Annotated in this window: 11 protein-coding genes; 3 read left to right on the top strand and 8 right to left on the bottom strand. The window is 72.5% G+C overall.

The annotated features are described in order from the left end of the window. Positions 1-5 precede the first annotated feature (5 nt). From ACZ6S0_RS16445 to ACZ6S0_RS16475, 7 genes are all read right to left on the bottom strand, one after another. On the bottom strand, positions 6-1,088 hold the full coding sequence (locus ACZ6S0_RS16445; RefSeq protein WP_465917718.1) for a FecCD family ABC transporter permease: 1,083 nt from the start codon (positions 1,086-1,088) through the stop codon (positions 6-8). After that, the gene (locus ACZ6S0_RS16450; protein ID WP_465917720.1) at positions 1,085-2,218 is read right to left on the bottom strand and encodes an ABC transporter substrate-binding protein; all 1,134 of its coding nucleotides are present in this window, start codon (positions 2,216-2,218) and stop codon (positions 1,085-1,087) included. Before ACZ6S0_RS16450 ends, ACZ6S0_RS16445 begins: the two co-directional genes overlap by 4 nt. Further along, positions 2,218-3,444, bottom strand: a complete 1,227-nt coding sequence (locus ACZ6S0_RS16455; RefSeq protein WP_465917721.1) for an MFS transporter — start codon at positions 3,442-3,444, stop codon at positions 2,218-2,220. Before ACZ6S0_RS16455 ends, ACZ6S0_RS16450 begins: the two co-directional genes overlap by 1 nt. Continuing rightward, a complete protein-coding gene (locus tag ACZ6S0_RS16460; protein WP_465917722.1) occupies positions 3,441-4,637 on the bottom strand; it encodes a SagB/ThcOx family dehydrogenase in 1,197 nt (398 codons plus the stop codon). The genes ACZ6S0_RS16455 and ACZ6S0_RS16460 overlap by 4 nt, the downstream gene beginning before the upstream one ends. A gap of 326 nt (positions 4,638-4,963) precedes the next feature. Continuing rightward, positions 4,964-5,530, bottom strand: a complete 567-nt coding sequence (locus ACZ6S0_RS16465; RefSeq protein WP_465917723.1) for a sigma-70 family RNA polymerase sigma factor — start codon at positions 5,528-5,530, stop codon at positions 4,964-4,966. Between the two features lie 179 nt (positions 5,531-5,709). Further along, positions 5,710-6,273, bottom strand: a complete 564-nt coding sequence (locus ACZ6S0_RS16470; RefSeq protein ID WP_465917724.1) for an MFS transporter — start codon at positions 6,271-6,273, stop codon at positions 5,710-5,712. Between the two features lie 57 nt (positions 6,274-6,330). Next, complete coding sequence (locus ACZ6S0_RS16475; protein ID WP_465917725.1) at positions 6,331-7,572, bottom strand: MFS transporter; 1,242 nt, start codon at positions 7,570-7,572, stop codon at positions 6,331-6,333. Between the two features lie 207 nt (positions 7,573-7,779). Here ACZ6S0_RS16475 and ACZ6S0_RS16480 point away from each other — a divergent pair, with 207 nt between their 5' ends. After that, a complete protein-coding gene (locus ACZ6S0_RS16480) occupies positions 7,780-8,382 on the top strand; it encodes a superoxide dismutase (protein WP_465917726.1) in 603 nt (200 codons plus the stop codon). A gap of 195 nt (positions 8,383-8,577) precedes the next feature. Here ACZ6S0_RS16480 and ACZ6S0_RS16485 read toward each other — a convergent pair whose 3' ends face one another. Continuing rightward, positions 8,578-9,138 carry a CGNR zinc finger domain-containing protein gene (locus ACZ6S0_RS16485; protein WP_465917727.1) on the bottom strand — a complete coding sequence of 187 codons (561 nt, stop codon included), beginning with the start codon at positions 9,136-9,138 and terminating at the stop codon, positions 8,578-8,580. A gap of 83 nt (positions 9,139-9,221) precedes the next feature. Here ACZ6S0_RS16485 and ACZ6S0_RS16490 point away from each other — a divergent pair, with 83 nt between their 5' ends. Further along, a complete protein-coding gene (locus tag ACZ6S0_RS16490; protein WP_465917728.1) occupies positions 9,222-10,097 on the top strand; it encodes an alpha/beta fold hydrolase in 876 nt (291 codons plus the stop codon). Between the two features lie 168 nt (positions 10,098-10,265). Further along, positions 10,266-12,860 carry a rifamycin-inactivating phosphotransferase gene (rph, locus tag ACZ6S0_RS16495; RefSeq protein ID WP_465917729.1) on the top strand — a complete coding sequence of 865 codons (2,595 nt, stop codon included), beginning with the start codon at positions 10,266-10,268 and terminating at the stop codon, positions 12,858-12,860. Positions 12,861-13,217: the final 357 nt, after the last annotated feature.

Below are 13,217 nucleotides of genomic sequence, written 5' to 3' on the forward strand. Positions count from 1 at the left end.
GGCGGTCAGAGTCCGGTGGTGTCGCGGGCGCGGGAGTGTACGAGCCAGAGGAAGAGCGGGGCGCCGACGACGCTGGTGACGACTCCGACCGGCAGTTCCCGCGGGTGCAGGGCGGTGCGGGCGGCGAGGTCGACGAGCACGAGGAAACCGGCGCCGGCGAGGGCCGCCACGGGGAGCAGGCGGCGGTGGTCGCTGCCGACGAGCAGCCGGGCCGCGTGCGGGACGATCAGGCCGATGAAGCCGATGCCCCCGGCGAGGGCCACCATCACGCCGGTGAGCAGGGCGATGAGCAGGAACAGATGGCGGCGCAGGCGGGTGGCGGGGACACCGAGACCGGCGGCGGTCTCGTCGCCGAGCAGCAGGGTGTTGAGCGGTCTGGCCTGGGCGAGCAGGGCGATCACCGTGGCCGCGAGCACGACGGCGGGCAGCCCGAGCGCGGCCCAGTTCGCCTCGGCGAGGCTGCCGAAGAGCCAGAACAGCACCGACTGGGTGGTGCCGGGGTCGTCCGCCTGCAGCACGAGGAAGCTGGTGACGCCGGACAGCGCGTAGGTGACGGCCATCCCGGAGAGGATCAGTCTGAGCGGGGCGAGCGTGCCTCCCGCGCGGGCCAGGACGTAGACGACGGCGAACGCGCCCAGCGCGCCGACGAAGGCGGCCACCCCCGACGAGACGCCGCCGAGCGGGGCGAACCCGGTGACGATGACCGCCACCGCGCCCACGGCCGCCCCGTAGGTGAGGCCCAGGACGTACGGGTCGGCCAGCGGGTTGCGCACCAGCGCCTGGGTGGCGGCGCCCGAGACGGCCAGGCCCGCGCCGACGAGAGCGGCGAGCAGGGCCCTGGGCAGTCGCAGGTTCCACACCACGGTGTCCTGGCTGACGGTCCAGGTGGCCGGATCGCCGTGCCCGGTCAGGTGCCAGGCGAGGATGCGGGCCACGGTGCCGGCGGGCACGTCGACGGTGCCGACCAGGATCGAGGCGGCCACGCCCACGACCAGCGTCCCGGCCAGAACGGCGTACGGCGCGACGCGGCGGCGGGAGGGCCGCGGCCGGGCGGTCGCCGCGAGCGGGCCGCGCTGCGAGGCCGTCATCCGGCGGGGGACAACTGTGCCGCGAGCTGGACCACGGCCTCGGCGTTGTTGACGCCGCCGACCGAGGCCGCCTCGTAGGTCAGCCGGGCGAACCGTTTGCCGGTCACCGCGCGTACCCCGCGCAGCGCCGGGCTGCCGAGCAGGAACCGCTCGGCCTCGGCGAAGCGGGCGTCGTTGGCGGCGGGGCTGCCCTGGTCGTAGATGATGACCAGGATGACCTGGGGATCACGGGCGACCACCTCCTCCCAGCCGACCTTGACGTACGCCTTGTCCTGGTCGCCGAAGAGGTTGTGGCCGCCGGCGGTCTCGATGACCGCGTTGACCGCCTGCCGGTTGCCCGGCGCGTACGGGGTGGCGGTGCCCTCGTCGTACTCGAAGGGGAAGACGGTGGGCCGATCGGCGAGCTGGGCGACCTTGGCCTGCACGGGGGCGATCTTCTGTTTCATCTCCGTGACGACCCGCCGCGCCCGATCGGGCACCCCGAAGATCCGGCCGAGGTTCTCCAGGTCCCGCCACACCAGGTCGAAGCCGGTCTGCGGGCCGGTCACGGCCGACTCGCAGGCGGTGGACAGGGCCAGGTAGGACGGGATCCCGTCGGCGGCCAGCTCCTTCTGGGACATGGCGCCGGGGGCGTCGAAGTTGCTGCCGAATCCGCCGAGCACCAGGTCGGGCCGGGCGGCCAGCAGTTCCTCCCGTGGCACCGGCTGGTAGCCGCTGCCCGCGGTGTACCTGCCGGACAACGACGGGATGGCGGCGGCCTGCCGGGAGAAGCGTTCCGGCAGGGCGCCCGGGCGGGGCTCCTGGCCCAGCGCCGCGACCCGTTCGCCGAGGTCGAGCCAGAGCAGCAGCTCCAGCACGCTCGGCGTGAGCACCACCGCGCGCCTGGGCGGGGACTTGACGACCGACGTGACCCCGTTGCAGTCCGTGACGGTGACCGGGGTGAAGCCGGGTGTCCCGCTCGCCTGGATCCGGCTCGGAGCGGCTTGCGCACACCCGGCGGCCAGCAGCACAGCCGCCGCAGCAGCGGCGACGCGGACGGCCGGGTCGCGTACGGCCGGGTTGCGTGCGGCGCGGTGGCGGGAGCCGCCTGCGGCCCCGCGTCGCCGGTGATCGGACCGGAACACGTGCATCAGGAGCCTTTCTCGGACGGTTGATCGAGGGCCGTCGGCGCCGGCCGGACGGCGAGGAGCGGCGCGCCGAGGGCGGCCACGACGGCGGCGAGCACGGCGAAACCGGCAGCCGCGGCGAACACGGCGGCCGTCCCCGCGCCCGCGCCGACGAGCGCCGACGCGACGAGGTTGCCCAGCGCCGACCCGGTGAAGGTGGCCGTGATTCCCCAAGCGAATGCCTCGGTCAGGGTGCCCTCGGGAGCGCATCGGCCGACGAGTTCGAAGGTGCAGATGACCAGGGGGGCGAGGCAGAGACCTGCGGGCACCGCGAGCGCCGCCAGCGCCGGCACGTTCGGGGCCAGCGCGAGCGGCGCGACGCCGCAGGCGTACCCGGCGAGGATCACCCGCATCCGCACCGCCGCGTCGGAACGCCACCGCCGCGCGCCGTAGACCAGCCCGCCGACCAGGCTCCCGACGCCAAAGGCAGCCAGCGCCAGACCGCCGGCGGCCGGATCGTACGCCCTGTCGGCGAACTCCACGAAAGCGATCCGCAGGACCCCCAGCAGCGCCCCGGCGAGCACGGAGACGGCCAGCAGCACGACGATGCCCCATGACCGCAGCGGCCCGGCGAGACCGCTCGCGCGACGAGCCGGGGTCCAGGACCGCGACGGCGGCAGCGAGCTGAACCACAGCGTGCCGCCGAGCAGCACCACCGCGCAGCCGCCCACCGCCCAGCCCGGACCCGTCACCGCGCTGACGGCGGCGACCAGCAGCGGCCCGGCGATCAACGCGACGTCGAGCACCATGGCGTCCACCGCCAGCGCGGTACGCCGGATCTCGTCGTCGGCGACCACCCGCGACCACAGCGCCCGCGCCGCGGCGGCCACCGGCGGCAGCGAGAGCCCCACCGCCGCCGACCACCCGGCGAGAGCCCCGGGCGTCGGCCGCAGGTGGGCCGTCAGCAGCAGACCGGCGAAGGCGGCGGCGTTGAGGCCGGTCGCGACCGTCAGCGACCAGGTCTGCCCGAACCGGTCCACGAGCCGGCCGTGCACCGGCACCCCTGCGGCGTAGGCGACCCCGCCCGCGGCGGCCACCACACCCGCCGCCGCGTACGAGCCGGTCCGCTCCACCGCCAGCAGCAGCACGGCGAAGGTGTACGCCTGCAGCGGCACCCGGGCGCACGCCCCCACCAGCAGCAGTGACGGCACCCATCGATGCCGCCACAACCGCCGGTACGCCTCGCTCATCCCCCGGCGCCTTCCGCCCGGACGTCGGCGGGGTGGGCCGCCACGAGCCGACCAGGATCGGTGAGCCCGGCCCGGCTGATTCCCGCGGGCAGGCCGTTCTCCCCCAGCACCGGAAGACCGGCGCCGAACATGTACAGCACCCCCTCGGAGAACCCGTCCAGGCCGAGCGCCTCGTCGAGCTCCCCGTCACGGAACGCCGCGCTCTGCCAGGCGCCCAGCCCGACCGCGGTCGAGGTCAGCACGAAGGTCTGGCCCAGATGCCCGGCCGACAGCAGCGTCACCCGCAGCGCCCGCGAATGCCGGTACTTGTACATGGTCCGCTCGAACACCACGCTCACGAAGCAGACGAACGCCGACGGCGTGCACATCTCCGACTCGTACGTCAGCCGGTGCAGCCGTGCCCGGTCGAAACCCGCGTCGACCAGCTCCAGAGCGTGCGCCTCGGCGTTGTAGTGGTACAGCCCCTGCGGCACGTCCTGGACGTCGAGGACTGCGACGTAACCCTCCAGCTCGTGCCGGGCGCCTCCGCACGGGCTGGTCCGCAGCATCAGCGTGCCCAGGTCTCCCGCGTCGTAGAGCTGCATCGGCGCGAACGTGTAGTACAGCGCCGTGGACAACTGCGCCAGGCTCACCGGTTCGCCGGTGAACACGCGATGCGTCCGTCGCCGGGTGAGCACCTGCCCGAACGAGTCGACCAGCGGCAGGAACGCCCGCGGCAGGTAGACCCGGGGCGCGTCGGGATACGACTTGAAGATGGCCGGGGGCCGCCCGCCGGTCTCCCGCACCCAGCGGGCGTCGGCCCGGCGTTGTTCCAGGCTGTCGCCGGTGTAGATGGTGTCGCGGGTGCCGAAATGGAAGAAGCGCGCCTCCTCGCCCCAGTCGCCCCACGCCTCCAGGAACCGCTCCTCGCGCCTGGCCGTGGCCCGGTCGATCAGCAACCCGGCCTCGGCCAGCGCCAGTACGGCCTCGCGGACCGAGCCGGCGTCGAACTCCCCGAGGCGCGCGGCTGCCTTCTCGGCCGTCGACCAGTCCGTGAAGTGCTCCAGCAGCACCAGCGCCTGCGCGTCCACGGCGACCGCGTTGTCGGTCTCCACCTCGGTGGAACGACTCTCCAGGTAGTTCTCGGCCGTCAGCTCCCCGTCGTGCCAGTAGATCATCAACGTCCGAGCCCGTCGGAACTCCGTCTGCGTCACGCACGCTCCTTCGGCTTGCGCCGTACAACGGCAACCTGACCGGACCGGCCGCCGCCGGGCGCTCCCCGGCGGCGGCCGTCACCTGACGGGAACCTGTCAGCCGTGGTTGTTCAGCAGGCGGCTACGGGTCTTCTTGCGCCGCACCACGATCTTGAGCGACTTACTCATGAACGATCCTCCTCTCCCGGAAGCGGCTCGGCCGGCTCCCGGTTGCCGGGTTGCGGACAGTCCAGTAGTCGGACGCGGGCCCCGGACGGTTCCCGGCGATCGCCGGAAATTCGGCTCCCCGACGTCCGAGCGCGTCTTTCCGTGAACGGCACGGACGGTCAGGCGGCGGCGAGCCAGGACGCGGACAACTGGTGCCGGGCCCGCGCCACCCTGGAGCGCACCGTGCCCACCGGGCAGCCGAGCAGTTCGGCGGCCTCGGCGTACGGCAGGCCGAGGACCTGGGTGAGCACGAAGGCGTGCCGCCGTTCGCGCGGCACCTCGGCCAGGAGCGCGGCCAGTTCCACCCCGTCATGTGCGCCGGGCAGGTCGTGAGGCTGGCGGCGTTCCACGGCGGCCTGCCAGTTGGCCAGGTCCGCCACCACGGGCCGCGCCCGCGCGGCGCGTAAGCGGTCGACGACCACCCGCCGGGCGATCGACAACAACCAGGACCTGGCCGACGACCTTCCTGCGAAGCGGGGCAGGCCGCGCAGGACCCGGAGGAACGTCTCCTGGGTGAGGTCGTCGGCCGACTGCGCGTCGGTGAGGTAGGTCAGGAAGCGGCGCACGTCGGCGTACACCGCCTCGGTGAAGGCCGCCACGTCGGCGGGGTCGCCCTCGCGGGCGGCCAGGGCGAGGAAGGTCAGGCGGCGGTCGTCGGCGTCGTGTTCGTCGGTGACGGCGTTCATCACGGTCACTCCCTGCGGCTGATAGCAGGACGAAGTGCGGTCTTCCGCGCCGGCGAAGCGCTCCGGCGTACGGCGGCAGCCGGGCGGAGCGAGCCGTGCAGGCGGCAGGGGCTGGCGTGCCACGTCAGGGCACGCCTGTTACGGGAGCGCCCGACTCGGCGGACCGGCGAGTGCGGGCGTCAGCGAACGGTCAGCGGCTCCGGCGGCCCGCGCCGGAGCATCGTCCGCACGAGTTCAGGGCTGCGGTACGCCTCCGCCTCGGCCAGCAGCACGACCCGGACGGGCGTCTCCACCGGCTCGACCGACCCGACGAGCAGCCTGCGCAGCTTCGGCCGCGGAGCCATCCCCCACAGCCGCACCATCAGCCAGAACGTGCTCTCCCCGCGGTACAGCCACCACCCGCTCACCGCCGCGACCACCAGGTGCGCCACGGTCATGCCCGCGCCGGGCGGGCCGGCGTGCGGGTGCTCGGCGTACCACGCGGGAACCGGAGCGCTCCTGGCGAACAACTCGTGCAGCAGGAGCTGCGCGGCGGCCGTCACCCCGATGATCACCTCGGGCCCGCGCTCGCGTCCGCAGAGCACGAAGGCCAGGACGAACGCCGCCACGGAGCCGGCGAACAACGTGGGCACCGCGACCGGAGCACCACCGGCGAGGACATGGCCGCCCGCGGACATGAAGACGCACACAGCCGCGAAAACAGCGGCTCGTGCGTGGCGCGAGACCCGTTCCAGGGCGGACACGGCACTCATCCTTCCAGCCGGGCGTCGCGGTGAGAAGGCCGCGCCGCCCTCGCCGCCTCAGACGCGCTCGCGGCGGGAGAAACCGCGGCTGCTGGGCACCAGGGCCGCCGCGGCGGGGGCCAGGAAGCACACCACCGCGCACCCGGCCAGGACCGGCTGCCAGCCGAAGACGTCGATGGCGGGCGCGAGGAAGGCCAGGCCAACGGGGGCCAGGCCGTAGGAGACCAGGAAGTCCAGCGAGGAGACGCGGGCCAGCAGGCGCGGCTCGACCTCGCGCTGGGTGGCGGTGAACCAGGGCACGTTGAACAGCTCGATGCCCAGCCCGGTCAGCGCGTAGGCGGCGAACACCACCACCGGGTGCACCGGCAGCAGCAGACTCAGCGGCGCGAAGCCGTAGAAGGCCAGACCGGCCAGCGCCACCCATCCCTGAGCGCGCGGCTTCCACCTGGCCACGAGCACCGCTCCGGCCAGGGCGCCGACCGTGTACGCCGTCAGCGCCGCCGCCAGCACCGCCTCCGTGCCGTAGCGGTCGCGGCTGACCAGCGGAAGCGCCACCCCCGTGACGGAGTAGCCGGTGAAGACGACGGCGGCCAGCGCGCCCAGACCGGCGAAGAACCAGGGATGCCGGCGCGCCTCGCGTACGCCCTCGCCGAACTCCTTCAGCAGCCGCGGCCGCTCCCCCGTGGGCGCCGGCGCGGGCAGCCCGCGAGGCGGCAGGAACGCGGCGAGCAGCCAGAGCAGCCCGGTGCCCACGACCAGCAGCCCGGTGTCCAGGACGACCGCCAGCAGCGCGGTGCCCGCCGGCGCGACCAGGGTGGTGACGCGTACGGCCAGCGTGATGGCGGCGTTGGCCTGCTGCCGCCGCTCCGCTTCGACCACTTCGGCGGTGAGCGCCTGGAACGCGGGCCGGCACGCGCCCTGACCGGCCCCGACGACGGCCGCCGCGACCGCCATGACCAGAACGGAACCGCCCAGCCCGAGCGCGATCACCGGAGTGGCCACGGCGGCGGCCAGCCCGGCCCACAGCACCACCGCCCGGCGCGGGTACCGATCGGCCAGAACGCCGCTGACCGGCACCGCGAGGAGAAAGCCCACCGTACGGGTGGCCAGGACGATCCCGAGACCGGCCGCCGTGAGCGTTCGGTCCAGCACGGCGAGCCCGAGCACGAAGGGCAGCGCCCAGGTCGCCAGGCCCGAGGCGGTGGTGCCGCACCACAGCCGGATGAAGCGCCCGTCGCGGACGACGGACCGTGCGGGAGGCCGGAACGTGTCCGAGTCGGAGGGCGTCGGCACGGTCACAGGGGGCACTCCTCCGGAGCCGTTCAGTTGCAGATCATGCGCAGAAACACAATCTTCGCAGATATGCCGCCACGAGAGGGACCTCGACGGCCAGGTGCCGCGCGAAGGTCGCCACCGTTGTCGGCACGCCGCCCGGGACGTCGGCAAGTTGCACAGCTATTGTTGTTGCGAGTTATATGCAAGTAGGAGCTTTGGAGGATAGACGTCATGGGTCAGTACACCCTTCCTGACATGCCCTACGACTACGCCGCGCTGGAGCCCGCGATCACCGGCGAGATCCTGGAGCTGCACCACGCCAAGCACCACGCCGCCTACGTCAAGGGCGCCAACGACACCCTCGACCGGCTGGCCGAGTCCCGTGACAAGGGCGAGTTCGGCGGGCTGGTCGGGCTGGAGAAGACGTTCGCGTTCAACCTGTCCGGCCACGTCCTGCACACGATCTTCTGGCAGAACCTCTCCCCCGACGGCGGCGACCGCCCCGACGGCGAGCTGGGCGACGCCATCGACGAGCACTTCGGCTCGTTCGACGCCTTCAAGAAGCAGCTCACCACCGCCACCGCCACCGTCCAGGGCTCCGGCTGGGGCGTGCTCGCCTGGGAGCCGCTGGGCCGCCGCCTGGTCGTCGAGCAGGTCTACGACCACCACGGCAACGTCGGCATGAACACCACCCCGCTGCTCGTCTTCGACGCCTGGGAGCACGCCTACTACCTGCAGTACCGCAACGTGCGCCCCGACTACGTCGAGAAGCTGTGGGACCTGATCAACTGGAACGACGTCATCGCCCGCCACGACGCCGCCCGCGGCGCCTGAAACACCCCATGCCGGCGACGCCCGCCCGGCCCGAGCTTGGTCCGCGGGGCCGGGCGGGCGCCGCCACCTTCGAGATCCGGCTCGTCCCTGCCGACGACGTGCACCGAGTCCTGACCGCCGCCGCCCTCTGGTGGCTCGCCGCCCGCCCCGAGCCGCCGCCGCTCGGGTCGCCTGACCGGGATCGGGTGGTGTCGGTCAGCCGGTCTTGTGGCGTTGGTAGTGGCGGGCGACGCGGACCCGGTTGCCGCAGCGGGCGGCCGAGCACCAGCGGCGGCGCGGATGGGCGGGCAGGAACAGCAGGACGCAGTCGTCGGCCGCGCATTGCCGGATCCTGGTGACCGCCGGGTCGGAGAGGAGGTCGGCGGCCGCCTCGGCGAGCCAGGCGGCCAGCGGCGCGCCGATCGGGCCGGTGCGGCGACGCTCGGCGGTGATCGCCGAGCCGTTCCAGGTCAGCTCGCTGATGGCGGGCGCGGCGCGCTGGATGTCGTTGAGCGCCGCGAGGTCGGCCTCGGCAGGAGGTTCACCTCGTAGGAGGCGGTGCAGGGCGTCGGCCGTGTGCTCGCGCACGGCACGCACCGCGGCGAGGTCGTCGGGGCAGGGATCGGCCGCCGCCTGCCCGTCCGGCAGCCGTCCCACCTGGAGTTCCAGCCAGGCACGCAGGTCATCGGCGGTGGCGAGAAGATCACCGACGGCCGTACGGGTGTTGACCAGATCCAGGGCCAGGGGCTCTCCGGTCAGTGGGACGATGACACTCACATATCTAATACTACTTCCCCGGATTGACACGTTAGTCAGAGGATCGCAAGATGTAACGTATCTTCCCGACGGAAAGGCATTAGATGCTGCTCCCTCCGATTGCCCGGACCGTCCACCGGCAGGTGGACGTCGACGGTGTCCGCGTCTTCTACCGCGAATCGCTCCCCGACCGCGCCGACGCGCCCGTGCTGCTGCTCCTGCACGGATTTCCCTCCGCGTCGCACCAGTTCCGCCGTCTCATCGACGTGCTCGGCGGCCACTACCGGCTCGTCGCCCCCGACTACCCCGGCTTCGGGCACACCCAGGCCCCCGACGACTTCACCTACTCCTTCGACCGGCTCGCCGACATCACCGAAGGCTTCGTCCAGCGGCTCGGCCTGACCCACTTCGTGATGTACGTCTTCGACTTCGGCGCACCGGTCGGCTTCCGGCTCGCCGAGCGTCATCCCGAGTGGATCGCCGGCCTGGTCGTCCAGAACGGCAACGCCTACGCCGACGGCCTGTCGGACGGCGCACGCGACTTCATCGCGCTGCGCCCCGGCCGGCCAGGTGCCGAGGAGACGATCCGCGGCCTGCTCACACCCGAGGGAACGCGCGGCCAGTACGAGACCGGCGTCACCGACCCCGAGCTGATCGCCCCGGACGGCTGGACGCTCGACCAGCACTTCCTCGACCTGCCCGGACGCAAGCAGGCCCAGGTCACGCTGGCGTTCGACTACCACTCCAACGTCGAACGCTACGACGCCTGGCAAACCTGGCTGCGCGAGCACCGGCCGCCCACGCTCATCACCTGGGGCGCCGGCGACCCGTTCTTCCCGGAGCCCGGCGCGCACGCCTATCTACGCGATGTCCCCGATGCCGAACTCCACGTCTTCGACACCGGCCATTTCGCCCTCGAAGACCACCTGCCGCGGATCGCGCCACTCATCGCCGACTTCCTCGACCGCACCTGGAAATGAGCGGGACGCACGATCGGCCGGGGCACGTCGGGGAGGCTGCGCCCACCACTCCCCTCCACTTTCACCTTATATCAGACTCGCGCGCCTCATGAGGCCTCGAAAAGTGCTCCATACTGCCCGTTGCGAACCGACCCGACGAACGATGGGGCATCGGAATTGGGCTACGTGATGGGTTTCCAGCAAATCGACTCGACGAACCTCGCGGACGTCGGCGGAAAGGGAGCGCACCTGGGCGAGCTGTCGCACCTCGATGGCATCCGCGTGCCGGACGGCTTCTGCGTCACGACGGACGCCTTCCAGCGGGTCGTGGCCGCGGCGCCGTCGATCGACGCCCAGCTCGACCTGCTGGCGCGCGTGGGACCGGACGACCGCGCGGCGATCAGCACGGTGAGCGCCGAGATCCGCCGCGTCGTCGAGGGCGTGGAGATTCCCGACGATCTCGTGGCGGCGATCGGCGAAGCGCTCGCCCGGCTCGGGGAGCAGGCTTCCTACGCGGTACGTTCCAGCGCGACGGCCGAGGACCTGCCGACCGCGTCCTTCGCGGGCCAGCAGGACTCGTACCTGAACGTCGTGGGCCTGGCGGCGATCCTTCGGCACGTCCGGCGGTGCTGGGCCTCGCTGTTCACCGAGCGGGCGGTGACCTACCGGTGCCGCAACGGCTTCGACCAACGGAAGGCGCGGATGGCCGTGGTCGTCCAGCGGATGGTGTTCCCGGACGCGGCCGGGATCCTCTTCACCGCGGACCCCGTGACCTCGAACCGGAAGGTCGCCACCGTGGAAGCCGGTTGGGGGCTCGGCGAGGCGCTCGTCTCCGGCCTGGTCGCCGGGGACGTCTACACGGTGCGCGACGACCAGGTCGTCACCACAGCGGTCGCCACCAAGCCGCGGCTCGTACGGGCGTCGCCGGAAGGCGGCACCCAGGACGCGCCGGTCGAGCCGCGGCGGCAGACGCAACCGGCTCTGACGGAGACGCAGGTCGTACGCCTGGTGCGGCTGGGCCGGCGCATCGAAGCGCACTTCGGCCGGCCCCAGGACATCGAATGGTGCCTGACCGGCGACGACTTCCACATCGTCCAGAGCCGGCCGATCACCACCCTGTTCCCCGTCCCCGCGACCGACGACCAGGAGAACCACGTCTACGTCTCCGTCGGTCACCAGCAGATGATGACCGACGCGATGAAGCCTCTGGGGCTCTCCCTGTGGCAGTTGACGACCCCGCGGCCGATGCACGAGGCGGGCGGGCGGTTGTTCGTCGACGTGGCCCCCGTCCTGGCGACGCCCGCGGGCCGCGCGACCCTCATCGGGACCATGGGGAGGGCCGACCCGCTCGTCCGGGACGCGCTGCAGACCGTCCTCGACCGCGGCGACTTCGTCCGCTCGCTTCCGGGGGAAGACTCCGGCACCGCGCCCGCCGCCGACCCGCCCGCCCCGATCGAGACCGATCCGGCCGTCGTCACCCAACTGATCCGGGACGTTCAGGCGTCCGTCGCCACCCTGCGGGACAAGATCCAGAGCCTGTCCGGGCCCGCGCTGCTCGACTTCATCCTGGCCGACCTCGCGGAGCTGAAGCGCCTCCTGTTCGCTCCGCGGAGCAGCCAGGTGATCATGGCGGCGATGGAGGCGACCTGGTGGCTCAACGACCACATCGAGGCGTGGCTGGGCGAGAAGAACGCGGCCGACGCGCTCACGCAGTCCGTCCCGCACAATGTCACGTCGGAGATGGGGCTGGCGCTCCTCGACGTCGCGGACACGATCCGGCCGCACGCGGACGTCGTGACGTTCCTGCACCGGGTCGTGGACGAAGGCCGGGAGGACGACGGCTTCCTGGACGAGCTGGCCGGGCTGCCCGGCGGCCGGGAAGCGCGTGACGCCATCCGGGGCTACCTCGACGAGTACGGCATGCGCTGCGCGGGCGAGATCGACATCACCAGGACGCGCTGGAGCGAGCGTCCCGCCACGCTCGTGCCCGCCATCCTCGGCAACGTCCAGAACTTCGAGCCGGGCGCCGGCAAGCGACACTTCGAACAGGGACTCCAGGAGTCCCGGCGGAAGGAACAGGAACTGCTGACGCGACTGCGCGCCCTGCCCGACGGCGAGCAGAAGGCCGAGGAGACCAAGCGGATGATCGACCGCGTCCGCACCTTCGCCGGATACCGGGAGTACCCCAAGTACGGCATGATCAGCCGCTACTTCAGCTACAAGCAGGCGTTGCTGCGGGAGGCCGATCGCCTGGTCCGTTCGGGCACCCTGCGCGAGCGGGATGACATCTTCTTCCTCCGGTTCCAGGAACTGCAGGACGTCGTACGCACCGGCGACGCGGACGCCGAACTCGTTCGCGACAGGCGGGAGGCGTTCCGGTCGTACGAGGGGCTCACACCGCCCCGGGTCCTCACCTCGGACGGCGAGGCCATCAGCGGCCGGTACCTGCGTGACGACCTCCCGCCCGGCGCGCTGGCCGGGCTCCCGGTCTCGGCCGGGGCCGTCGAGGGCCGGGCCCGGGTCGTCATGGACATGGCGCGGGCCCAGCTCGAGGCGGGCGACATCCTGGTCACCGCCTACACCGACCCGAGCTGGACCCCTCTGTTCGTCACCGTCGCCGGACTGGTGACGGAGGTGGGCGGCCTCATGACGCACGGGGCGGTGATCGCGCGTGAGTACGGCTTGCCGGCCGTCGTGGGTGTGGCGCAGGCCACCCGGCTGATCAGGGACGGGCAGCGGATCCGCGTTCACGGCACCGACGGATACGTCGAGCTCCTCGACTGAACCACCGTACCGACCCCGCTCAGGAGCGCGGAGACGGTCGGGGCGCTCTCATCCCACGCTTGAGCATGGCCGCCCCCGACTGCCGCCCGGATCTGGTCAAGTGGGACGGCACGGAGTTCCGCAGGACGGCGGAGAGGGCGACCCGCGTCTCCTGACCGACCCGCGACGGCGGTTCGCAGCCAACCGGTGAACGACTCACGGTGAACGATGTCCTGCGGTGGAACAGTTCGGCGTCGCCGACGCCTGGCCCGGCCCCACACCGACCCCGGTTGACCTGGTATTTGTGCCGCGGACCCGTGCTCAGGGCCGGGTGTGTCCCCGGGCGTGGGGAGCGGCCGATTCTTGACGGTCCGCCGC

The organism is Nonomuraea sp. NPDC051298 (assembly GCF_055586305.1).